This window comes from Kitasatospora sp. NPDC056731 (genome assembly GCF_040687675.1).
Lineage (GTDB): Bacteria > Actinomycetota > Actinomycetes > Streptomycetales > Streptomycetaceae > Kitasatospora.
In genome coordinates this window covers 1-22167 of record NZ_JBFBNR010000039.1, presented here as the reverse complement: position 1 = coordinate 22167, position 22167 = coordinate 1, and the positions used below count along the sequence as shown (strand labels likewise).

The window sequence follows — 22167 nt, the reverse complement described above, 5'->3', positions numbered from 1 at the left end:
TGACAGAATCCAAGTGTCTCCTACGGGAGTGAGTGCTCGGGAAAGGGGCCGGTCGGTGGGAACAGGGGTCGGGGCGGCGCGCCGCCGCAGGGGGACGGCCGCCGGACTGTTCGGAGCGGCCCTGCTGGTCGCCGGAACGGTCCTGACCTCGGGCGGAGCGTACGCGCAGCCCTCCCCTGGCCCCGGCGGCCACAGCACCGAGCACGGCGAGGGCGACGGCCGGGACGGCCGCGACGGTGGGAAGGGCGGCCGGGGGAGGGGCGACGGCAAGCCCGGGCCGGGCGACACCCCGGCCACCCGCCCGGCCGAACAGCCCACCGCCCCCGGCACCGCCGCCGGCTCCACGCCCAGCGGCACCGGCTCCACGGGCCCCACCGGCTCCACCCCCGCCCCGGGTGGCGGCGCCCGCCCGGCCCCCGCCCCCGGCGCCGTCCTGGCCACCGTCGAGGCCGGCGGCGCCGCCGCCGCACCCACCGCCCAGGGCCTCCAGCAGGCGCTCGCCGCCGCCGTCGCCGACAAGAGCCTCGGCACCGTCACCTTCGCCGTCGCGGACGCCGCCGGCGGCCAACTCCTGTACGGCTCCGGCGAGAACACCCCGGGCACCCCCGCCTCCACCACCAAGCTGGCCACCGCGATCGCGGCCCTGTCGCTGATCCCCGGCGACACCCGGCTGACCACCCGGGTGGTCCGGGGCGCGGACCCCGGCACGATCACCCTGGTCGGCGGCGGCGACCCGACGCTCACCGCGCTGCCCGCCGACCAGGTCCAGATCGGTGGTCAGGCGGCCGATGCCGACACCGCCCCCGCCTCGCTCGACGCCCTGGCCCGGCAGACCGCCGCCGCCCTCAAGGCCGCCGGCACCACCACCGTCAAGCTCGACTACGACCTGTCGATGTACGCGGGCAATCCGCAGCACAAGAACCACGACGCGCAGAACATCGCCCTGGTCGTCCCGCTGATGGCCGACGAGGGCAGGGTGGACCCCAAGAGCCGCGACGAGGCGCCGGCCCGGGTCGCCGACCCGGCCGGGAAGGCCGCCGAGAGCTTCGCCGCCCTGCTCAAGGCCCAGGGCGTCGCCGTCGACGGCACGGCCAAGCCCGCCGCCGCCCCGGCCGCCCCCGCCGCCACCGTCCTCGGCCGGGTGGACTCGCCGACCGTCGCCCGGCTGGTCGAGCGCATGCTCACCACCTCCGACAACCAGCTCGCCGAGGCGATGGCCCGTCAGGCGGCCCTCGCCGCAGGCCAGCCGGCCAGCTTCGAGGGCGCCGCCACCGCCGTCACCCGGGAACTCGCCAAGCTCGGCGTGCCGATGACGGGCGTGTCCCTGAACGACGGCAGCGGACTGCACCCGGGCAACGCCGTCCCGCCGGCCGTCCTCGTCCAACTCCTCGCCCTGGCCGCCTCCGACCAGCACCCGGCCCTGCGCCCGGTCCTCACCGGCCTGCCCATCGCCGGCTTCACCGGCACCCTCGGCAAGCGCTACGGGAGCGGTTCGGGCGCCGCCGCCGCGGCCGGCCTGATCCGCGCCAAGACCGGCACCCTCAGCGGCGTCAACACCCTCGCCGGCACCGTCGTCGACGCCGACGGCCGCCTTCTGGCCTTCGCCGTCATGACCCGCACCACGGCCCCCGCCGACACCGCCCGCGCCGCCATGGACCGCATCGCCGCCCGCCTCGCCACCTGCGGCTGCCGCTGACCCGCCCGCGCCCCCGCCCCGGGCCCCGCCGGGGGCGGGGTGAGGGTGTTCGTCGCGGGTGGCTGCCGCTGGTGGGTGGGAGCACGTACGGTGAGGGCATGACGAGCGCGAGTGGCGGTGCTGGCATGGTCGACTGGAATCTCGCGGTCGCAACCGCGACCAGGTTGGTGCGGCCGGGGCCGGAGGTGAGTCGGGCGGAGGCGGCGGCCGTGGTCGCCGAACTGCGCCGGCACGCGCTGGAGGCCGAGGAGCACGTCCGGGCGTTCACGGGGATGCGGTCGAGCAGTCTGACGGCGGCCACCGCGACGCCGGTGCTGGTGGTGGACCGCCCGGGCTGGGTGCGGGCGAACGTGGCCGGCTTCCGTACGGTGGTCCAGCCGCTGGTGGAGAAGCTCCAGGCGCGCCGGGCGAGCAGCCCGACGGCGGGGGTGTTCGGCGCGGTGGGGGAGAAGGCCACCGGCATCGAGGTGGGCGCGCTGCTGGCGTTCCTGGCCGGGAAGGTGCTCGGCCAGTACGAGACCTTCGCCCCGGCGGAGCCTTCGCTGGAGGCCCCGGACAGCCCGGCGGCGCTGTTCGACAAGCCGCGGCTGGGGCCGGAGGGCCCGGGGCCGGGCCGGCTGCTGCTGGTGGCGCCGAACATCGTGCACGTCGAGCGGGAGCTGGACGTCGACCCGTCCGACTTCCGGCTCTGGGTCTGCCTGCACGAGGAGACGCACCGGACGCAGTTCACCGCGGTGCCGTGGCTGCGCGACCACATCCAGTCCGAGGTGCAGTCCTTCCTGGCGGAGACGGACGTGGATCCGGGCGCCCTGCTGGACCGGCTGCGGGACGCGGCGGGTTCGCTCGGCGGCGGGCTGCCGGGTGTCGGGGGCCGGGAGGGCGTGCCGTCGGCGGGGCTGATGGAGGTCGTCCAGTCGCCGGCGCAGCGCGAGATCCTGGGCCGGCTGACGGCGGTGATGTCGCTGCTGGAGGGCCACGCGGACGTGGTGATGGACGGGGTCGGCCCGGCGGTGGTGCCGACGGTGGCGGAGATCCGGGAGAAGTTCCAGCAGCGCCGGGACCGCGGGGCGAACCGGCTCGACCTGCTGTTGCGCCGGCTGCTCGGCATGGACGCGAAGCTGCGCCAGTACCAGGACGGCGCGGTGTTCGTGCGCGGGGTGGTGGGGCAGGTCGGCATGGAGGGCTTCAACCGGGTCTGGACCTCCCCGAACACGCTGCCGACCAAGGAGGAGATCCACGATCCGGCCGCCTGGGTCGCCCGCGTCGCCCGCTGAGGCGGGCTCGGACGGGGCTCGGACCCCAAGCGCCGCGCGGTGGTCGGTGGTGGTCAAACCCGCTCGTACGAGTGGTCCAATCGGGCAGACGGAGGGTGAAGATACGTTTCTCCATTCACCCGAACGTGGGACGGTGGTCGTACCGGTGGCGCGGGTGGCGTAGCGGGGTGCTCCTTTCTGCCACCATCTGTGAGCGCCCGGTAACAGGGCGCTCATGAAGCTGCGCGGCCCAGCCGCGCGAGCCGCCGTCCTGTCCCCTCCGTCGAGGAGTCGTCCGCCGTGGGTCCACACCCCGCAGTCGCAGCGATACGCCTGGCCGTCCGCCGCACGCTCACCGACCTCGCCGCCGAGGCCGGTACCACCTTCACCGCGCCCGTGCGCGAGCCCCGCGAGCGCCCGGCCGGGGCGCCCCTGGTGGGCGCCGCCGTCGGCACCACCCTGATCGGCAACGCCGCCCGGCACCCGTCCGGACTGCCCCGGACCCCGGCCGCCCCCGGCTCCCCGCTGGTGCTGGTCGCCGTCAGCGGCGGCGCCGACTCGATGGCGCTGGCCATCGCCGCCGCCTTCGAAGCCCCCAAGATCGGCCTGCGGGTCGGCGCCGTCACCGTGGACCACGGCCTGCAGCCCGGCTCCGCCGACCGGGCCGCCCAGGTGGCCGAACGGCTGCGCTCGCTCGGCCTGGACCCGGTCGAGGCGATCCCGGTGCGCGTCGGCCGGTCCGGCGGCCCGGAGGCCGCCGCCCGGGACGCCCGCTACGCGGCCCTGGACGCGGCCGCCGAACGGCTCGGCGCGGTCGCGGTGCTGCTCGGCCACACCCGGGACGACCAGGCCGAGACGGTGCTGCTGGGCCTGGCGCGCGGTTCGGGCTCCCGCTCGCTGGCCGGGATGCCGGCGCAGAAGGGCCGCTACCGCCGCCCGCTGCTGGAGCTGGACCGGGCGGCCACCCGGCAGGCCTGCTCCGCCCAGGCGATCCCGGTCTGGGACGACCCGCACAACTGTGATCCCGCCTACACCCGCTCCCGGGTCCGGCACGAGGTGCTGCCGGTGCTGGAGAAGCACCTGGGCGGCGGGGTGGTCGAGGCGCTGGCCCGCACCGCCCGGCTGTTCCGCGACGACGCGGACGCCCTCGACCAGTGGGCCTCCCTGGCCGAACGCGACCTCCGGACGGGTGAGGGCGCCCTGGACGCCGTGAAACTCGCCGAACTCCCGCCCGCGGTCCGCCGCCGGGTGCTGCGCCGGGCCGCGCTGCGCGCGGGCTGCCCGGCCGGGGACCTGTTCGCGCGGCACCTGGAGACGATCGACCTGCTGGTCACCGGATGGCGCGGCCAGGGGCCGCTGCACCTACCCGGGGGCGTCGAGGCCACCCGCAGGTGTGGCACGCTGGTCTTTCGGCGGCAGGGCGACTGACGGACGGGCATGTCCCGGGGTAGTCGGCCGCCGGCCACACAGACCCCGAACGTTTGAGGACGTATCCCCGGTGGACCAGAACGACATGGGCGCTGACCTCGCGAAGGTGCTCATCAGCAAGGACGAGATCGACGCCAAGCTCCTGGAGCTGGCCGAGCGCATCGACCGGGACTACGCAGGCAAGGACCTGCTGATCGTCGGCGTCCTCAAGGGGGCTGTGATGGTCATGGCCGACCTCGCCCGGGCCCTGCACTCGCAGGTCACCATGGACTGGATGGCGGTGTCCTCCTACGGCATGGGCACCAAGTCCTCCGGCGTGGTCCGCATCCTGAAGGACCTGGACACCGACATCGCCGGCCGGGACGTCCTGATCGTCGAGGACATCATCGACTCCGGTCTGACCCTGTCCTGGCTGCTGGGCAACCTGAGCTCGCGCGGCCCGGCCTCGCTGGAGGTCTGCGCCCTGCTGCGCAAGCCGGACGCGGCCAAGGTCGAGATCGACGTGAAGTACGTCGGTTTCGACATTCCGAACGAGTTCGTGGTCGGCTACGGCCTGGACTACGCGGAGAAGCTGCGTAACCTGCCCTTCATCGGGACGCTCGCCCCGCACGTCTACGGGGGCTGAGGGCTCCGTTCGGGCTACGGATGGGAACAGGAGCCGGTTCCCGCCCGTTGGACCGGGGGGACCAAGAACGACAGCCGTGTCGCTGCGCTCCCGCCATGCGCGGGTGTGACTGCGGTACGGTCCATTAAAACCGCTCTTCACATGAGCACCGACCAGGATGCGCCGGCGGCACCCAGCCCGCGGCGCCGCTGAGTGGCAGGAGGGACGGGGCGGCAACGCCCCGCATGGATGGACGTCAAGCGATACTTCCGTGCGCCGATCATGTGGATCGTGCTGGCCGTCCTCGCCGTCATCGTCTTGATGCAGGTCGTTTCGGATTCGAACGGCTACAAGACGGTGGACACCGGTCAGGTCGTCGCGGCGATCGACGCGAAGCAGGTCAAGTCGGCGCAGATCACCACTGGTGACTCGAACACCATCAAGATCCAGCTGAAGGACGGCGCCACGCTGTCCAACGCCGGTACCGGCAAGACGCCGTCCGGCAGCAAGTTCCAGGCCTCGTACATCGGCGACCAGGGTGTTGCGATCGCCGACAAGCTCCAGGCCCAGATCAACGACAACGACCAGAGCACGCTCGCCGAGGGCTACACCATCAGCCCCGAGAAGCAGAGCACCTTCGTCAGCCTGCTGCTGTCGATGCTCCCGATCGTCATCATCGTCCTGGTCTTCCTGTTCCTGATGAATCAGATGCAGGGCGGCGGCTCCCGGGTCATGCAGTTCGGCAAGTCCAAGGCCAAGCTGCTCACCAAGGACACCCCGAAGACGACCTTCGCGGACGTCGCGGGCGCCGACGAGGCGGTCGAGGAGCTCCACGAGATCAAGGAGTTCCTCCAGGAGCCGGCCAAGTTCCAGGCCGTCGGCGCCAAGATCCCCAAGGGTGTGCTGCTCTACGGCCCGCCCGGTACCGGCAAGACCCTGCTGGCGCGTGCCGTCGCGGGCGAGGCCGGGGTGCCGTTCTACTCGATCTCCGGCTCGGACTTCGTCGAGATGTTCGTGGGTGTCGGCGCCAGCCGCGTCCGCGACCTCTTCGAGCAGGCCAAGGCGAACGCCCCGGCGATCGTCTTCGTCGACGAGATCGACGCCGTCGGCCGGCACCGCGGTGCGGGTCTGGGCGGCGGTCACGACGAGCGCGAGCAGACTCTCAACCAGCTGCTGGTCGAGATGGACGGCTTCGACGTCAAGGGTGGCGTGATCCTGATCGCGGCCACCAACCGCCCCGACATCCTGGACCCGGCGCTGCTGCGCCCGGGCCGCTTCGACCGTCAGATCTCGGTCGAGCGCCCCGACCTCCAGGGCCGGCTGGACATCCTCAAGGTGCACCAGAAGGGCAAGCCGATCGCGCCCGACGTCGACCTCTCGGCCGTCGCCAAGCGCACCCCCGGCTTCACCGGCGCGGACCTGTCGAACGTCCTCAACGAGGCCGCTCTGCTGACGGCCCGTTCGGACAAGAAGCTGATCGACAACGGCATCCTGGACGAGGCGATCGACCGCGTCGTGGCCGGTCCGCAGAAGCGCACTCGGATCATGTCCGAGCGGGAGAAGAAGATCACCGCGTACCACGAGGGCGGCCACGCCCTGGTGGCGGCGGCGTGCCCCAACAGCGACCCGGTGCACAAGATCACGATCCTCTCGCGCGGCCGGGCCCTCGGCTACACCATGGTGCTGCCGGACGAGGACAAGTACTCCACCACCCGCAACGAGATGCTCGACCAGCTGGCCTACATGCTGGGCGGGCGCGCGGCGGAGGAGCTGGTCTTCCACGACCCGACCACCGGTGCGTCGAACGACATCGAGAAGGCCACCGCCACCGCCCGGGCCATGGTGACCCAGTACGGCATGACCGAGCGGCTCGGCGCCATCAAGTTCGGCTCGGACAACGCGGAGCCGTTCCTGGGCCGTGAGATGGGCCACCAGCGCGACTACTCGGAAGAGGTCGCCGGGCTGGTGGACGAAGAGGTCAAGAAGCTCATCGAGAACGCGCACAACGAGGCCTGGGAGATCCTGGTCGAGAACCGCGACGTGCTCGACAACCTGGTTCTGGAGCTCCTGGAGAAGGAGACCCTGAACAAGGAGCAGATCGCGGAGATCTTCGCCACGATCGTCCGGCGCCCGGCCCGGCCGGCCTGGACGGGCTCGTCCCGTCGCACGCCGTCCACCCGGCCTCCGGTGCAGTCCCCGAAGGAGCTGGCGCTCACCAACGGCGCCGCCGCGATCGACACCGCCCCGGTGGACATCGTGAAGCTCCCGCCGCTGCCGAGCGCGGAGCCGCCCGCCGAGGGCTGATCCCGCGCACCGTACGGAATGGATGCCGCGTCACCGGGGTTTGTACCCTGGAGACGCGGCATCCGTGCTGTTCAGCAAAGTCGTCCCAAGTAAGCGAGGCCCGCATGATCGACCCGGTGACGCTCGACGGTCCACCCACCGTCGGGACCTTCGACCAGAAGCGGGCCGAGAACGCCATCCGCGAGCTGTTGCTCGCCGTGGGTGAGGACCCGGACCGCGAGGGGCTACTGGAGACCCCGGCCCGGGTCGCGCGCGCCTACAAGGAGATATTCGCGGGCCTCTGGCAGGAGCCCGAGGACGTCCTCACCACCACCTTCGACCTCGGGCACGACGAGATGGTGCTCGTGAAGGACATCGAGCTGACGTCCGTCTGCGAGCACCACCTGGTGCCGTTCCGCGGTGTGGCGCACGTCGGGTACATCCCGTCCGCCAGCGGCAAGATCACCGGCCTGTCCAAGCTGGCCCGGCTGGTCGACGTCTACGCCCGCCGCCCCCAGGTGCAGGAGCGGCTGACCAGCCAGGTGGCCGACGCGCTGATGCGGATCCTGGAGCCGCGCGGGGCGATCGTCGTGGTCGAGTGCGAGCACATGTGCATGTCGATGCGCGGCATCCGCAAGCCCGGCGCCAAGACCATCACCTCGTGCGTCCGCGGCCAGCTGCGCGACCCGGCCACCCGGGCCGAGGCGATGAGCCTCATCATCGGCCGATAGCGCAACGGCCGGCCGGTCCCTCGGACCGGCCGGCCGTCGCCTGCCCGCGCCACCCGCCCGCGTCAGCCGAGCCGCTCACCGATCCACTCCAGCGAGGACGGCAGCTCACGGGTCCAGCTGTCGAAGTTGTGGCCGCCGTCGTCCAGGTAGAGCGAGTCGACCTTGAACTGCGGGTTGGCCGCGGCGACCTGCTGGGCGTGGCCGACGAACTGGAGGGTCTGCGCGAAGTCGCCCTCCTTGCGGGAGGAGACCACCAGCAGCGAGAGGGCGGGGGCCGGGAGGTTCGTCAGCCGCCAGTCGAGGTCGCTCTGCTGCGCCAGGGCGGCGTCGCCGGCGAACAGGTCGCCGCCGGTGAACTGGTCCTCCTTGACCTTGTACTCGCTGTGCAGGCCCACCCCGCTGCCGTAGACGTTCGGGAAGCGCATCGCCAGCCGCAGCGCGCAGCTGCCCCCGGTCGAGTAGCCGAAGACGGACCAGGAGGCGGCCGAGCGGCCGGTCCGGTAGGCGGTGCGGAGCGCCTCCGGCAGGTCCTTGGTGAACCAGGTCTCGGCGCGCGGGCCGCCAGGGACGTCCACGCACTCGGTGTCGCGCGGTGGGGCGACCGTCGGGCGGGCCATCACCACGATGGTCGGCGGCATCTTGCCGGACTTCTGCAGCTCGCCCGCGGTGCGCAGGACGGGCAGCTCCTTGATCAGGTTGAGCGTGGTGCCGGGGAAGCCGGAGATGGCGACCAGGACGGGGAAGCGGACCAGGGCGAACTTCGGGTCGAAGTACTCGGGCGGCAGGTAGACGAACAGCTGGTCGGACAGCCCGGTCTCCTTGCCGGTGACCCGGACCGATTCGACCTTGCCGGTCTCCTCGGGCGGGCCCTTGGGCAGGTCGGTGACGGTCTCCAGACCGCCCTCGGTGGTCGGCTGGACCGGCGTGTCCGAGGCCGAGGTGCCGCCCTTGTGGTTCTCGTTGCTGGTCAGCGCGAGCTTGGTGCTGCCGGGGCTGAGCAGGTCGTCCCACGAGGTGTAGAACCCGAAGGAGTTGTTCACCGCCAGCGCCAGCACGGCCACGACCGCGACTTGAGTGACGGTCAGCAGGCCGATCCGGCCGAGGACGGGCAGCGGGCGCTGGCGCGCCAGCCGCGGCCAGAGCCACAGGGTGGTGACGAGAGCCGCGGCGCCGAGTGCAAGCAGCGAGTTCACCAGTGCGTCGCTGGTCAGTTCCATGCAGTCGGCCTTCCGATGGGACACTGTCGGTGCACGCCTCATCGTCTGGCGGCCCGTCAGCTCCGGCCACCGCGACTAGGCTGTCCGGATGCCCGGGCGAGCTGGGAGGGCGGGGGGAGCCGCAGGCAACCGGCGCCCTAGAATGCGGCGTCCACCGTACGTACGGCGTACCGGAGGACCCTGCCGCGCCACGCGGCGGCAGGGCTTCGGCTCCGTCCCCGGCTCCACCGCAGCGCGCCCACGGCACCGGTTTACCGACCGTTTCCGGATCCTTGGTATGCGCATTGCCTGATGAAGGAAAAGGCATTGAAGGTCCATCACACGTGCTCCCCCGGAGTGACCGGACGGCGTCCCGCAGCCTCTACGCTGAGCTTCCATGAGCGTTCCCGTGTCCGTTGAGCCGAGCCCCGAGCAGCCGCGTCGTCGACGCGGCCTGCAGACGCTTCGCACCCAGGCGGCGGCCGTTCCGAGGGCCTGGCTGCCCCGCGCGGTCGGGTACGCCTGTCTGCTGATCGGCCTGGTCGACATCGCCAGCGCGGTGTTCCCCAAGCTCCGGCACTCCAAGATGCACACCTTCACCGGGCAGCTGCCCGGCGGCACCACCTCGCTGGCCGCGGTCGGGACGATGATGGTCGGCCTGCTGCTGGTGCTGCTCGCGCACGCGCTGCGTCGGCGCAAGCGGCGGGCCTGGCGGGCGGTGTGCGTGCTGCTGCCGGTCGGCGCCGCGCTGCACATCGTGCGCTGGCACCAGGTCGGCCCGGCCGTGGTCTCGCTCGCGGTCTTCGTGGTGATGCTGGTGCACCAGCGCGAGTTCTACGCCAAGGCCGACCCGCGCACCCGCTGGCGGGCGCTGGTCAACCTGATCGTGATGGGCGCCGTCAGCGTGCTGCTCGGCCTGCTGATCGTGAGCACCCGGACCAAGTACGAGATCGGCTACCCGGCCCTGCCCGAGCGCCTCCAGCACGTCGTGTACGGGCTGTTCGGCTTCGAGGGGCCGATCCGGTACAACAACGTCCGGATGTCCGACCTGGTCGCCTACCTGCTCGGCGGGCTGGGCCTGCTGACCGCCTTCACCACCGCCTACCTGGCGCTGCGCCCGGGCAAGCCCAAGCCGGAGCTGACCCCGGAGGACGAGGAGAAGGTCCGCGAGCTGCTCACCCGGCACGGCGAGCGCGACTCGCTCGGCTACTTCGCGCTGCGCCGCGACAAGAGCGTGCTGTTCTCGCCCACTGGCAAGGCCGCGATCTCCTACCGGGTGGTCTCCGGCGTGATGCTCGCCTCCGGCGACCCGGTCGGCGACGTCGAGGCCTGGCCGGGCGCGATCAAGGTGTTCATGGCCGAGGCCCGCGAGCACGCCTGGGTGCCGGCCGTGATGGGCTGCAGCGAGGTCGGTGGCGAGGTCTGGACCCGCGAGGCGGACCTGGACGCGCTGGAGCTGGGCGACGAGGCGATCGTCGACACCGCCACCTTCTCGCTCGCCGGCCGGGCCATGCGCAACGTCCGCCAGATGGTCAAGCGGATCGAGCGCAACGGCTACTCCTGCCAGGTGCGCCGGGTCCGCGACCTCAGCCCGGAGGAGAAGCACCGGATCGCCGACGCCGCCGCCCGCTGGCGCGGCACCGACACCGAGCGCGGCTTCTCGATGGCCCTCGGGCGCTTCGGCGACCCGCTGGACGACGACTGCGTGGTGGTCACCGCCCACAAGGCCCCGGAGGAGGGCGAGAGCGGCGACGACCTGAAGGCCGTGCTGCACTTCGTGCCCTGGGGGCCGGACGGCATCTCGCTGGAGCTGATGCGCCGCGACCGCGCGGCCGACCCGGGCCTGAACGAGCTGCTGATCGTCGCCGCCCTCCAGGCGGTGCCCGCGATGGGCGTGCGCCGGGTGTCGCTCAACTTCGCGATGTTCCGCTCGGCGCTGGCCCGCGGCGAGCGGATCGGCGCCGGCCCGGTGCTGCGGGCCTGGCGCGGACTGCTGGTGTTCCTCTCGCGCTGGTTCCAGATCGAATCGCTGTACAAGTTCAACGCCAAGTTCCAGCCCGAGTGGGAACCGCGCTTCCTGGTCTTCCCGAACACCCGGGACCTGCCGCGGATCGGCTTCGCCGCGATGCAGGCCGAGGCCTTCATCACCCTCGGCATGCCGCGCTTCGGCCGCCGGCGCCAGCGGGAGGGCCTGATGCCCACCCCGGGCGCCCGCGACGTCACCGAGGCCGCCTGAGGCACCGCCGCGACCAACGGGGCCCCCGCCGAGAATCCTCGGCGGGGGCCCCGTTCGATAATGGGCACATGAGCAACTCGCCGTCCTTCTCGCTGCCGGCCGGACTGCCGCGGCTCGACCGCTGCGCCGTGATGGGTGTGGTCAACGTCACGCCCGACTCCTTCTCGGACGGCGGCCTCTGGCACGACCCCGCCAAGGCGATCGCGCACGGGCTCGCCCTGCGTGCCCGCGGTGCGGACCTGGTGGACGTCGGGGGCGAGTCCACCCGGCCCGGTTCGCAGCGGGTGCCCGAGGAGGAGGAGCTGCGCCGGGTGCTGCCGGTGGTGCGCGAGCTCGTCGCCGCCGGGGTCGTGGTGTCGGTCGACACCATGCGGGCCTCCGTCGCCGAGCAGGCCGTGGCGGCCGGTGCCGCGCTCGTCAACGACGTCTCCGGCGGGCTCTCCGACCCGGCGATGGCACAGGTGGTCGCCGACACCGGCGCGCCCTTCGTGGTGATGCACTGGCGCGGCCAGTCCGCGGACATGGAGCGGTTGGCGGTCTACCGGGACGTGGTGACGGACGTCGTCGCCGAGCTGGCCGTCCGGGTGGACGCGCTGCTGGCGGCCGGGGTCAAGGAGGACCAGCTGATCCTCGACCCGGGGCTCGGCTTCGCCAAGACCCCCGAGCACAACTGGGCGCTGCTCGGCCGGCTGGACGCGCTCACCGCGCTCGGCCGTCCCGTCCTCGTCGCCGCATCGCGCAAGCGGTTCCTGGGTACGCTGCTGGCCGACCCGCAATCCGGGGCGCTGCGCCCGGCCCGGGAGCGCGACGACGCGACCGCCGCGGTGTCGGTGCTGTCGGCCCAGGCCGGCGCCTGGGCGGTGCGGGTGCACGACGTGTCCGGCACGGCGGACGCCGTCCGGGTGGTCGCGGCCTGGCAGCACGCGGCCCGGCAAGGGGTGAGGGAGGGTCTGTGACAGGTGACGGCAGGCTGAGCGGCGGAACGGCCGGCCAGGCCCGCGAGGCGGACCTGGAGGCGGTGCTCGCGGCGAACCAGGCGCTCTACCAGGCACTGGAGGAGGGGGACCTGGAGGCGGTCGAGGACGCCTGGCTGGGCGCCGCGGACGCGGACGACAAGGGCGGCGTGGTGTGCGTGCACCCCGGCTGGCCGGTGCTGCGCGGGCGGGCGCAGGTGACCCGCTCGTACATGCTGATCATGATGAACACGGAGTACATCCAGTTCTTCCTGACCGATGTCGAGGCCGAGGTCCACGGAGATGTGGCCCTTGTCACGTGCACCGAGAACATCCTCTCCGGCGGCGAGGCGGAGGAGGAGGGGGAACTCGGTCCGCTGGTCGGCGGAAAGGTCGTATCCACGAATCTGTTCCGCCGTACCCCGGGCGGGTGGAAGCTCTGGTCGCACCACGGTTCACCCGTTCTGACCAGCGGCGACGACGAGGACGAGGACTGATTCGGGCGGCCTTCGGAAAACGCCGCCGGGAGGTCGCCCGGGAATTCCCGAGTGGTCACCGAACGTTCACGTCAATCGCCATTCCGGTGCGCGTGGCGACGGTTCGTGCCGGGTAGGACGGTCAGACGTTGTCAGCGCCCGCGGGTAGATTCGAAACGGAGTGGCGGGTGTGCTGCCCGCCTTCGCCCCGCCCGTCCATGCCATTCTCCGGGTGGGGCCCGTCCGACTGGGAGCAGTGATTCGTTTGCTGGACCGCGTCACCCTGCGGGGGCTGCGTGCCCGGGGCAACCACGGCGTCTTCGAGCGCGAGCGCATCGAGGGCCAGACCTTCGTGGTCGACCTCGTGCTGTACCTGGACACCCGCCCCGCCGCGTCCGGCGACGACCTCACCCGCACGGCGCACTACGGCCTCGTGGCCGAGGAGGTCACCGCGATCATCGCCGGGGAGCCGGTCGACCTGATCGAGACCCTGGCCCAGCGCATCGCCGACCAGTGCCTGAAGCACGAAGCGGTCGAGGAGGTCGAGGTGACCGTGCACAAGCCCGACGCCCCGATCACCGTGCCGTTCGACGACGTGACCGTGACCATTCACCGGGGCCGCGCATGACCGCCGCCGTGCGCCCCGTTCCAGTTGCAGAGGGATCTCGATGAGCACCAGCGACCCGACCGCCTCGCCGACCACGTTCGACCTGGAGAGCCGGGTGGACTCCGCCGACACCACACTGCACAGCCAGCACTGCGCGGTGATCGCACTCGGCAGCAACCTGGGCAACCGCCTGGACACCCTCCAGGGCGCCGTCGACGCGCTCGCCGACACCCCCGGGCTCAAGATCAAGGCCGTCTCCGCGGTCTACGAGACCGAGGCCGTCGGCGGCCCGGACGAACAGCCCAACTACTACAACGCGGTCGTCGTGCTGCGCACCTCGCTGCCGCCGCGCGACCTGCTGGAGCGCGGCAACGCGATCGAGGACGCCTTCGGGCGGGTCCGGACGGTGCACTGGGGTCCGCGGACCCTGGACGTCGACATCCTGGCCTACGAGGGCGTGCTCAGCGACGACCCGCAGCTGCTGCTGCCGCACCCGCGCTCGCACGAGCGGGCCTTCGTGCTCGCCCCCTGGCTGGACGCCCAGCCGGAGGCCGAGGTGCCCGGGCACGGGCAGGTCGGCGCACTGCTGGACGCGCTCGGCGGCCCGGGCGCGCAGGGCGTCCGGCGGCGGGACGACATCCGGCTGACGCTGCCGGAGTGACCGGCCGCGGCCCGGCGGCCCGGTGAGGGCGGCCGGGGAACTCGACCGGGGGGCCCGGCCGTACGAGTAGGTGTCCGCCGTTCGCGCGGGTGCCCGCCCGGTCGGGCCCGGTACGGTGGCCTGGCGCCGCCGTGCCGGGCCACCGGGCGACGGCCGGCTCTGGTAACCCCGGGAAGGACCTCCTCCGAGTGAAGCTGCTTCGCCTCCGCCTGCTGGTCGGCATCACCGCTGCTACCACGGCGCTGTCCTGGGCCGGTGCCAAGCTCTGGGTCTCCCTGGACACGCTGCCGGCCGTGCCGGTCGCGGCGCCGGTGGTGCTGGCGGCGGTGGCGGTGGTCCTGTTGGCGACCGCCCTCTCGCTGCGGTCCCGGCTGAAGGCGGTGCGCGAGCGGCAGCCCGGCGCGAAGGGCGTCGACCCGCTGCTGGCGGCCCGGGCGGTGGTGCTGGGGCAGGCCAGCGCGCTGGTCTCGGCGGTGGTCACCGGCGTCTACGCGGGCGCGGGGATCTTCCTGCTGGGCGAGCTGGACGTGTCGGCGCGCAAGGACCAGGCCGTCACGGCCGGGCTCGCGGTGCTGGCGGGGGCCGCGGTGATCGCGGCGGCGCTCTGGTTGCAGCACGTGTGCAAGCTGCCGGAGAACCACGACGATCCGAGCGGCCCGGCGCCCTCGCCCCGTTGAGCAGGTCCTTTTTCGTGATCTTGAGTGAAACGCCGGGCACGTGCGGTAAAACTTGCGCACTGTCAAGGGCGGAAGAGGACCCTGGGCTGACACGGCCCCAATTCGCACGCTAGTTTCTTGGCATGTCTCGCGGACGCCACCGTCATTCCTCCGTCCTCGGCCGGATCCTCCCCCCCACCGCCGCCGGCGTGCTGCTCGTCGCTGCGCTGGCCGCCCTGCTCTTCAGTCAGGACGCCGTCCTGGTGCGTTCGGTGGGTGTCGCGGCGGTCGTCGCGACGCTCGGCTTCGCGCTGCTGCTGCGGCAGCGGGACAAGGCGGCCCGGGCGGCCGCCGAGATGGCCGCGGCGCAGCGGCTGCGGGCCGAGGAGCGCTTCGAGGAGCAGCTGGCGGAGGCCGAGTACGCGGCTGAGGTCGCCGAGGAGCGGGCCACCCGGTTCGGGCGGCGGCTGACGGCGGAGAAGTCGCGGCTGGCGAAGGCCGAGACCGAGATCGCCCGGCTGCTGCGGGAGCGGGCCGTGACGGTGGCCGAGCAGGCGCTCAAGGAGGCCGAGGCGGCCCAGCGGGCGCTCGCCGCGAGCCGCCCCAAGTACCCGGCCAGCCCGGCCGCGTTCGTCCGTGCCGCGTCCGTGCTGCGGGTGCTGGAGCGGCGGGCGGCGGAGCAGGAGGCGCGGCGGGAGCGGACGACGGGATCGGCGGGCTCGGCGGTCGCGCTGCGGGCGCGTACGGCGCCGGCCGCTGCGGCCCCGGCGCCCGTGCCCGTGGCTGCCGTGGTGGCGCCCTCGGTGCCGGCGCCGGTGGCTCCCGCGGTGCCCACTCCGGAGCAGGCTCCGGTGGCACAGGCACAGGCACAGGCACAGGCACAGGCACAGGCACAGGCACAGGACCAGACCCAGACCCAGGCGTCGGTGCGGCCCGCGCCGGTGCGCCCGGCGCTGACCGCCACGGTCGGGCAGCTCGGCGGGACGCCGTCCGCTCCGGTCGCGGCGCCCGCGCCGGTGGAGCGGCAGCGGCCGCGGTCGGCGCCGTCCGGGGCGGTGCGCGGGCCGGGCTTCAGCTTCTTCGGCCGTGGTGCGGGCGCGGCCGTGCGGGCGGCGGCCCCGGCGCCGGCGGTGGGCAGCGTCGCCGAACTGGGCGAGCGCACGGACCTGGCCGACGTGGTGGGCGACGAGGCGGTGGCCGCGCAGGCGAAGGCCGAGGCGCAGGAGGCCCAGGAGGCTCGTGAGGTGCAGGAGGCCGTGGCCGGCTCGCAGGCGTCGCAGCCGGCGGCCGAGCCTGCGCCGGGCGCGCCCGCGGTGGTGGACCTGACCCCGGAGGACGAGACCGAGCTGATCCAGCTGCCGGAGCTGCGCGCCTCGCGCTGAGTCAGGGCCGGGTACGCGAAAGCGGCGCGGGACGTCGGTGTGACCGATGTCCCGCGCCGCTTTGTTTCCAGCGGTGTGCCGGGCCGGGAGGGGCCCGGCGGGGCGTCAGAGCTGGACGCCGAAGTCCTGGGCGATGCCCGCCAGGCCGGAGGCGTAGCCCTGGCCGACGGCGCGGAACTTCCACTCGCCGCCGTTGCGGTAGAGCTCGCCGAAGATCATGGCGGTCTCGGTGGCGGCGTCCTCGGAGAGGTCGTAGCGGGCGATCTCGGCGCCGCCGGCGGCGTTCACCACGCGGATGTACGCGTTGCGGACCTGGCCGAAGCTCTGGCCGCGGGCGACCCCGTCGTAGATGGTGACGGGGAAGGTGATCTTGACGGCCTCGGCCGGCAGGCCGGCCAGGTTGACGTTGAGCGACTCGTCGTCGCCGGCGCCCTCGCCGGTGCGGTTGTCACCGGTGTGCACGACGGTGTTGTCCGGGCTGCTGGTGTTGTTGAAGAAGACGAAGTGCCCGTTGGAGAGCACCTTGCCGTCCGCGTTCAGGACGATCGCGCTGGCGTCGAGGTCGAATTCGGTGCCGGTCGTGGTCCGGACGTCCCAGCCCAGGCCGACACTGACCGCGGACAGGCCCGGGGCCTCCTTGGTCAGCGAGACGTTGCCACCCTTGGAGAGGCTCACTGGCATGGCGATTGCTGTCCTTTCGTTCGCTTTTTCCGGGACAACGCAATACTCCGGTGGGTTGGTTCCGCGAAGTCCGTGAATTCTTCGTGGGCGCCAATCCTCTGGCAAAGGTCTGACAATGCCCTGGTCAGATCCGGGGGAACCGGCCCTGCAGCGACCAGATGTTCGGATTGTCGGCCAGCTCGGGGTGCATATCGAAGAGGTCGGCGAGGGTGTCCTGGAGGAAGTCCCTGGCCTCGCGCCGCAGCTCGCCGTGGCGGACCACGGCGGGCGGCTCGTCCGGCAGCCAGGTCGCGGTGATCTCGACCCAGTTGAAGCGGCGGGCGAACCGCAGCAGCTCGGTGTTCTGGGTGAAGTCGAGGTCCGCGGTCTGCACCCGGGCGGCCCGGCCGCCGTCCGGGTCGCGGTCCAGTTCCTCGGCGATGTCGCACAGCGCCCAGGCGAAGTCGAGCACCGGTACCCACCCCCAGCCGGTGGACAGCTCGGCGCCCTCGGCGTCCAGGTAGACGTCGCCGCAGAACAGGTCGTACCGCAGGGACCGCACCGGGGCGGAGCGGTAGTCCGTCTGCGGGGGGTCGGGGAAGCGGTTGGAGAGGGAGTAGCCGAGCTCGATCACGTACGCCATTGTCCGGGCTGCGGGCGGTGGTGCGGAACCGGGCTGCCGGCCGTCGCGGATAACCGGGTGACCGGGCGGTGCGGGCGCGGGATGATGGACGCATGCCCGAGCCCATCCGCGTACGGGGGTCGGTGGTCGTCCCCGACGCCGAGCTCGTCTGGCGCTTCTCGCGTTCCTCCGGCCCCGGTGGCCAGCACGTCAACACCTCCGACAGCAAGGTCGAGCTGCGCTACGACCTGGCGGCGTCCAAGGCGCTGCCCGAGGTGTGGCGCGAGCGCGCGCTGGAGCGGCTGGCCGGGCGGCTGGTGGACGGCCGGGTGCTGGTGATCCAGGCCTCGGAGTTCCGCTCGCAGTGGCGCAACCGGGAGGCGGCCGCGGCCCGGCTGTCGGCGGTGCTGACCGAGGCGTGCGCGCCGCCGCCGAAGTCCCGCCGGGCGACCAGGCCGAGCCGGGGGATGGTCGAGCGCCGGCTGTCCAACAAGCGGCGCCGCTCCGAGCTGAAGCAGGGACGGCAGTCGCCGCGGGGCGGCGAGTAGCCGGGGCGGCTCAGCCGAGGGCGCGGTAGCCGCCGCGGAAGTAGAGCAGCGGCCGGCCGGCCGGGCTGGGCACCGCGGCCTCCAGGACGCGGCCGAGCAGCAGGGTGTGGTCGCCCGCCGGTATCCGCTGCTCGGTGCGGCACTCGACGGTGGCGAGCGCGCCGTCGATCAGCGGGGCGCCGGAGCGCGGGCCGCGGTGGTGCGGGGTGTCCGCGAACAGCAGCCGGTCGCTGAGCCGGCCCTTCATGGCGAAGCGGGAGCCGAGCGCCTTCTGCCCCTCGGTGAGCAGCGAGACCGCCCAGGTGTCGGTGCGGGAGAGCACCTCGTCCATCCGGGAGTCCTCGCGGACCGAGATCAGGACCAGCGGCGGCTCCAGCGACACGGACAGGAAGGACGTGGCGGTCATGCCGACGTCCTCGCCGTCCTCCGGGTCGTGGACGGTCACCAGGCTCACGCCGGAGGCGAGCTGGGAGAGTGCCGCCCGGAACTCGTCGGGCGTGGCGTGGGAGGCAGCTTCGGGCTGCGGGGACGAGTACACGTACCGCACGGTAGTCGGCGGCCGCCGGAATCGGCATCGGGCCGAGGTCGTAGGACCAGCGGCGCACGGGGCGGGGTTGCGGCCGGGTTCGGGACTCACCCTCAGGAGTGAAGCAAGGGGCCTGCCAGGCGGCAGCGGGCTTCAGCGTGAGGCCAATGCGGTCGACCAAAGGAAATATTCCGATAGCGCTTTATGTCCCGCTATGGGGCGGATGAGCTGATTAAGGGTGCATTAGTGTCGTGTGATTTAAGTCACAAGTGATGGCCTATTGCTGACCGAGCGTGCCGAACGCTGTGCTCCCTGTGATTCAGTTCTTCTGGCAATCGGACGATAACCAATCAAGAACTATCCGAAGCAGCCGGGGAGCCCCCGCATGGAAGCCGAGTCGGAGCCGTACGTCCGTCTCGCGACCCTCCGCACCTTGCACCGGGTCGTGGCGGACCTCAACGCTGCCCGCAGCCTGGCGGGCACGCTGCAGGCCGTCGTCGAGGGTGCGGTGCACGGGCTCGGCTTCGACGCCGCCGCGGTCAGCCTGGTCCGCCCGGACGGGGACCTCGTGGTCGCGGCCGTCTGGGAGCTGGAGGAGAGCACCATGGGCGGCCCCTCCGTCCTGCTCGGCCAGGTCGGCTCCCGGGAGTCCTGGGACCGGCTGCTCGGCGTCAGCGACCACTGGGGCACCCTGCGCTTCCTGCCGTACGACCGCGGCTGGGCCGTCGCCAGCGACATCCCGCGCTGGATCGGGGACGGCCCGCTGCCCGTCTACGCCAACGACTGGCACCCCGCCGACGGGCTGCTCGCCCCGATGTACAGCGCCGGCGGCGACCTGCTCGGCGTCCTCTCGGTGGACCGCCCGCGCAGCGGCAAGCGGCCCGGGGCGTGGACCCGCGAGGCGCTGGAGATGTTCTCGCTGCAGGCCTCCATCGCGATCGGCAACGCCCGGCTGCGGGCCGAGATGCAGCGCGCGCTGGCCCGCCTGGAGAAGGAGCAGCAGGCCCTGCGGGCCAGCGAGGAGAGCTTCCGCCAGGCCTTCGAGTACGCGCCCAGCGGGATGGCCATCACCGAACTGCACGGCGCCGGGCGCGGCCAGCTGACCAGGGTCAACGACGCGCTCTGTCGCCTGCTCGGCCGCCCCCGCGCGGTGCTGCGCCAGCAGAGCTTCGCCGACCTCGTGCACCCGGAGGACCGGGCGCTGCTGGAGCGCACCAGCGCCGAGAGCGGCCGGGCGGAACTGCGGCTGTCCCGGCGGGACGGCGGCTACCAGTGGGTGTGCCTGCGCAACTCGATCGTGGCGGACGCGGCCGAGGGCCCGAGCTTCCTGCTCACCCACGTCGAGGACATCGAGGACCGCAAGCGCCACGAGTTCCAGCTCGCCCACCGGGCCAGCCACGACGCGCTCACCGGCCTGCCGAACGGCGCCGAACTGAAGGCCCGGCTGGGCCGCCGGCTCTGCGCCGAGCCGCAGACCGTCGGGGCCCCCGCCGGGCCGGGCGAGCCGGCCTACCCGGCGCCGTACGGCTACCCGGCCGACTCCTACAGCGCGCACGCCGCGTACGACCGGCTGGAGGGCGCGGACCCGTACGGCGGGCCGGTGCACGGCTACGGGACGCCCGAGGGCGGCCCGCCGTACGGCCTCGCCCCGGGCTACGGGGAGCACGTGCACGCGGTGGTCCCGGCCGACCAGGGCCCGGGCGGCGAGGCGTGGTCCGCACCGTTCCGCTCCGGCGTCGCGGCGTCGCTGGACAAGGGACTCGCGGTGCTCTTCTGCGACCTGGACGGCTTCAAGTCGATCAACGACCGGTTCGGCCACAACGCGGGCGACGCGGTGCTGGTCGAGGTCGCCCGGCGGCTGAGCCAGGCCGTCCGGGACGGCGACACGGTGGCCCGGCTCGGCGGCGACGAGTTCGTCGTGCTGGCCGACGGGATCGGCCGCGAGGAGGCCAAGGACCTGGCCCACCGGCTGCGGGGCGCCATCATCCCGCCGATGCGGATCGACGGCCGGGCGATGCGGGTGGGGGTGAGCCTCGGCGTCGGCTGGGCGGGCTGCGGGATGAGCATCGAGGAGGTGCTGCACACCGCGGACGAGCGGATGTACGACGAGAAGCGGGCCCGGGGCGGCGCGGTGCGCGGCGCGCGGGGCGAGCGCTCGCACCGACGGGCGGGCTGAGCCCGCCGGTCCTGGTTACCCACGGGTTGTCAAGGGCTCTTTTCCGGCTGTCACAAAGGACAGGTAGGGTTCCCGGGTACGACAGCGTCCATGATCTGCGCCGGCGGCCCGCATCCCGGCGGCGCGAACCGGATGGGGGAGTTGACCACCGTGACGACCGCCGGCAACAACGGAGCGCCCGAGGGCGGTGCCCCGCAGGACGACGACCCGTTCGGCTACCTCTACCGCCCGGCGGAGGGTGCCTCCGGGCAGCCGGCCGAGCCACAGCAGGGCGTGCCCCGGACGTCGTACAGCCGTCCGATGGAGGTCGGCCGGGCCCAGTACGGGCAGCAGCCCTACCAGCCGCGGCCGCAGCAGCCCCCGTACGGACAGCAGGCGGGGCCGCAGCAGGGCTACCCCGGCGGCCAGCAGCCGTACCCGCCGCAGCAACAGCAGCCCGAGCACGGCACCGCGCCCACCCAGCAGACCCGTTACGCCGAGCACTCCCGGCCGCAGCCGGGGGAGGACCGGTCGAGCAGCGGCCGGAGCAAGGGCGCGGTGATCGGCGCGGTCGCGGTGGTCGCGGCCATAGCGATCGGCGCCGGGATCGCGCTCTCCAAGGGCGACCCGGAGGGTGACAAGACCGCCAAGGGCGGCGCCCAGACCACCGCCGCGGCTCCCCCCAGCACCCCGGCGACCGGCAGTTCGTCCCCGACCGCCTCGGCCTCGGCGAGCACCACCGCCCCGGCCGGCCCGTTGACCGTGGACGCGGGCCAGCTCCAGGCCCAGAACGCGGCGTCCGGCAACGGCGTCAAGGGGACCAAGTCCGCCGACGGCAGCTACCTGACGCTCCAGCCGGGCGGCTCGGTGACCTGGAACGGCGAGGTCGCCGCGGCCGGCACCTACAAGCTGAACGTGCACTACAACAACACCGGCGGGGACCTGAAGGGCGCCGCCTCGGTGAACGGCAAGGACTGGCCGAGCGGGCTGCTCTTCAAGAACTACGCGTCCGGCAAGGACCCTGCGTCCTCCTGGTTCAACACCTGGATACTCCCGCAGCTCCAGGCCGGGGCGAACAGCATCACCTTCACCGTGCCCTCCGGGTCGATCCTGATCGACCAGATCACCCTCGAACCGAATGCGACCGGCTGACCGGTTGAGCAGCTGACCGGCTGAGCCGGAACACGAGACGGCCGCCCGTCCCCGTGGGGGAAGGGCGGCCGTCGGCGTTCCGGCGCTCCGTCAGGCGGGCTTGACCACGTCGAAGCGCTCGCCGCCGAGGACCCAGCGGCCGCGGCGCATGACGGCGACCAGGTCGTAGCCCTCGGAGTCGAGCACGACCAGGTCGGCCTGCTTGCCCGTCTCCAGCGAGCCGATCGAGTCGGCGAGGCCCAGCAGGCGGGCCGGGGTGGCGGACAGCGACTCGACGGTCTGGTTCAGCGTCAGGCCGTTGACGGTGAGCGAGCGCTTGAAGGCGACGTCCAGGGTGAGCGT

Annotated in this window: 21 protein-coding genes; 16 read left to right on the top strand and 5 right to left on the bottom strand. The window is 72.9% G+C overall.

Annotation, left to right across the window (positions count from 1 at the left end):
* Positions 1–55 precede the first annotated feature (55 nt).
* The 6 genes from dacB (at position 56) to folE (ending at position 7995) form a co-directional block, all read left to right on the top strand.
* Positions 56–1696, top strand: a complete 1641-nt coding sequence (dacB, locus tag AB0R04_RS30150; protein ID WP_363376737.1) for a D-alanyl-D-alanine carboxypeptidase/D-alanyl-D-alanine-endopeptidase — start codon at positions 56–58, stop codon at positions 1694–1696.
* A gap of 98 nt (positions 1697–1794) precedes the next feature.
* The gene (locus tag AB0R04_RS30145; RefSeq protein ID WP_363376736.1) at positions 1795–2970 is read left to right on the top strand and encodes a zinc-dependent metalloprotease; all 1176 of its coding nucleotides are present in this window, start codon (positions 1795–1797) and stop codon (positions 2968–2970) included.
* A gap of 279 nt (positions 2971–3249) precedes the next feature.
* The gene (gene tilS, locus AB0R04_RS30140; protein ID WP_363376734.1) at positions 3250–4377 is read left to right on the top strand and encodes a tRNA lysidine(34) synthetase TilS; all 1128 of its coding nucleotides are present in this window, start codon (positions 3250–3252) and stop codon (positions 4375–4377) included.
* A 70-nt stretch (positions 4378–4447) separates the two neighbouring features.
* Positions 4448–5002, top strand: coding sequence for a hypoxanthine phosphoribosyltransferase (hpt, locus tag AB0R04_RS30135; protein ID WP_063348252.1), 555 nt, complete (start codon positions 4448–4450; stop codon positions 5000–5002).
* A gap of 228 nt (positions 5003–5230) precedes the next feature.
* Entirely contained in the window at positions 5231–7285 is a 2055-nt protein-coding gene (gene ftsH / locus AB0R04_RS30130) for an ATP-dependent zinc metalloprotease FtsH (RefSeq protein WP_063348251.1), read from the top strand.
* Between the two features lie 104 nt (positions 7286–7389).
* Positions 7390–7995 carry a GTP cyclohydrolase I FolE gene (gene folE, locus AB0R04_RS30125; RefSeq protein WP_063348250.1) on the top strand — a complete coding sequence of 202 codons (606 nt, stop codon included), beginning with the start codon at positions 7390–7392 and terminating at the stop codon, positions 7993–7995.
* Positions 7996–8057: 62 nt separating this feature from the next.
* Here folE and AB0R04_RS30120 read toward each other — a convergent pair whose 3' ends face one another.
* Entirely contained in the window at positions 8058–9212 is a 1155-nt protein-coding gene (locus tag AB0R04_RS30120) for an alpha/beta hydrolase-fold protein (RefSeq protein WP_063348249.1), read from the bottom strand.
* Positions 9213–9588: 376 nt separating this feature from the next.
* On the opposite strand from AB0R04_RS30120, the gene AB0R04_RS30115 reads away from it, so the two are divergent.
* From AB0R04_RS30115 to AB0R04_RS30085, 7 genes are all read left to right on the top strand, one after another.
* Positions 9589–11427 carry a phosphatidylglycerol lysyltransferase domain-containing protein gene (locus AB0R04_RS30115; RefSeq protein WP_363376732.1) on the top strand — a complete coding sequence of 613 codons (1839 nt, stop codon included), beginning with the start codon at positions 9589–9591 and terminating at the stop codon, positions 11425–11427.
* A gap of 68 nt (positions 11428–11495) precedes the next feature.
* Positions 11496–12383, top strand: coding sequence for a dihydropteroate synthase (gene folP / locus AB0R04_RS30110; RefSeq protein ID WP_363376730.1), 888 nt, complete (start codon positions 11496–11498; stop codon positions 12381–12383).
* Complete coding sequence (locus AB0R04_RS30105; RefSeq protein ID WP_063348246.1) at positions 12380–12877, top strand: nuclear transport factor 2 family protein; 498 nt, start codon at positions 12380–12382, stop codon at positions 12875–12877. Before folP ends, AB0R04_RS30105 begins: the two co-directional genes overlap by 4 nt.
* Positions 12878–13124: 247 nt before the next feature.
* Positions 13125–13484, top strand: a complete 360-nt coding sequence (gene folB, locus AB0R04_RS30100; protein WP_063351209.1) for a dihydroneopterin aldolase — start codon at positions 13125–13127, stop codon at positions 13482–13484.
* A gap of 40 nt (positions 13485–13524) precedes the next feature.
* Positions 13525–14124, top strand: a complete 600-nt coding sequence (folK, locus tag AB0R04_RS30095; protein WP_063348245.1) for a 2-amino-4-hydroxy-6-hydroxymethyldihydropteridine diphosphokinase — start codon at positions 13525–13527, stop codon at positions 14122–14124.
* Positions 14125–14312: 188 nt separating this feature from the next.
* Complete coding sequence (locus AB0R04_RS30090) at positions 14313–14801, top strand: DUF3180 domain-containing protein (RefSeq protein WP_363376727.1); 489 nt, start codon at positions 14313–14315, stop codon at positions 14799–14801.
* A 122-nt stretch (positions 14802–14923) separates the two neighbouring features.
* The gene (locus AB0R04_RS30085) at positions 14924–16162 is read left to right on the top strand and encodes a hypothetical protein (RefSeq protein WP_363376725.1); all 1239 of its coding nucleotides are present in this window, start codon (positions 14924–14926) and stop codon (positions 16160–16162) included.
* A gap of 105 nt (positions 16163–16267) precedes the next feature.
* On the opposite strand, the gene AB0R04_RS30080 is transcribed toward AB0R04_RS30085, so the two are convergent.
* Positions 16268–16843, bottom strand: a complete 576-nt coding sequence (locus AB0R04_RS30080) for a TerD family protein (protein ID WP_063348242.1) — start codon at positions 16841–16843, stop codon at positions 16268–16270.
* Between the two features lie 124 nt (positions 16844–16967).
* Positions 16968–17456, bottom strand: coding sequence for a hypothetical protein (locus AB0R04_RS30075; protein WP_363376723.1), 489 nt, complete (start codon positions 17454–17456; stop codon positions 16968–16970).
* 101 nt (positions 17457–17557) lie between these two features.
* On the opposite strand from AB0R04_RS30075, the gene arfB reads away from it, so the two are divergent.
* The gene (arfB, locus tag AB0R04_RS30070) at positions 17558–17992 is read left to right on the top strand and encodes an alternative ribosome rescue aminoacyl-tRNA hydrolase ArfB (protein ID WP_063348241.1); all 435 of its coding nucleotides are present in this window, start codon (positions 17558–17560) and stop codon (positions 17990–17992) included.
* Positions 17993–18002: 10 nt separating this feature from the next.
* Here arfB and AB0R04_RS30065 read toward each other — a convergent pair whose 3' ends face one another.
* Positions 18003–18530 (bottom strand): flavin reductase family protein, encoded by a 528-nt coding sequence (locus AB0R04_RS30065; protein ID WP_350885220.1) that lies wholly within the window; start codon positions 18528–18530, stop codon positions 18003–18005.
* Between the two features lie 373 nt (positions 18531–18903).
* Here AB0R04_RS30065 and AB0R04_RS30060 point away from each other — a divergent pair, with 373 nt between their 5' ends.
* Both AB0R04_RS30060 and AB0R04_RS30055 read left to right on the top strand, forming a co-directional pair.
* Positions 18904–20694, top strand: a complete 1791-nt coding sequence (locus AB0R04_RS30060; protein ID WP_063348239.1) for a diguanylate cyclase — start codon at positions 18904–18906, stop codon at positions 20692–20694.
* Positions 20695–20784: 90 nt separating this feature from the next.
* The gene (locus tag AB0R04_RS30055) at positions 20785–21825 is read left to right on the top strand and encodes a hypothetical protein (RefSeq protein ID WP_363376721.1); all 1041 of its coding nucleotides are present in this window, start codon (positions 20785–20787) and stop codon (positions 21823–21825) included.
* Positions 21826–21915: 90 nt separating this feature from the next.
* On the opposite strand, the gene AB0R04_RS30050 is transcribed toward AB0R04_RS30055, so the two are convergent.
* Positions 21916–22167, bottom strand: a 252-nt coding sequence (locus tag AB0R04_RS30050; protein WP_363376719.1) for an amidohydrolase family protein, incomplete at its 5' end; no start/stop codon positions are given.

Coding starts and splice junctions, on each gene's coding strand:
- AB0R04_RS30145 (WP_363376736.1), top strand. CDS start 1,795: ATGACGAGCGCGAGTGGCGGTGCTGGCATGGTCGACTGGAATCTCGCG.
- ftsH (WP_063348251.1), top strand. CDS start 5,231: ATGGACGTCAAGCGATACTTCCGTGCGCCGATCATGTGGATCGTGCTG.
- folE (WP_063348250.1), top strand. CDS start 7,390: ATGATCGACCCGGTGACGCTCGACGGTCCACCCACCGTCGGGACCTTC.
- AB0R04_RS30120 (WP_063348249.1), bottom strand. CDS start 9,212: ATGGAACTGACCAGCGACGCACTGGTGAACTCGCTGCTTGCACTCGGC.
- AB0R04_RS30115 (WP_363376732.1), top strand. CDS start 9,589: ATGAGCGTTCCCGTGTCCGTTGAGCCGAGCCCCGAGCAGCCGCGTCGT.
- folP (WP_363376730.1), top strand. CDS start 11,496: ATGAGCAACTCGCCGTCCTTCTCGCTGCCGGCCGGACTGCCGCGGCTC.
- folK (WP_063348245.1), top strand. CDS start 13,525: ATGAGCACCAGCGACCCGACCGCCTCGCCGACCACGTTCGACCTGGAG.
- AB0R04_RS30085 (WP_363376725.1), top strand. CDS start 14,924: ATGTCTCGCGGACGCCACCGTCATTCCTCCGTCCTCGGCCGGATCCTC.
- AB0R04_RS30080 (WP_063348242.1), bottom strand. CDS start 16,843: ATGCCAGTGAGCCTCTCCAAGGGTGGCAACGTCTCGCTGACCAAGGAG.
- arfB (WP_063348241.1), top strand. CDS start 17,558: ATGCCCGAGCCCATCCGCGTACGGGGGTCGGTGGTCGTCCCCGACGCC.
- AB0R04_RS30060 (WP_063348239.1), top strand. CDS start 18,904: ATGGAAGCCGAGTCGGAGCCGTACGTCCGTCTCGCGACCCTCCGCACC.
- AB0R04_RS30055 (WP_363376721.1), top strand. CDS start 20,785: ATGATCTGCGCCGGCGGCCCGCATCCCGGCGGCGCGAACCGGATGGGG.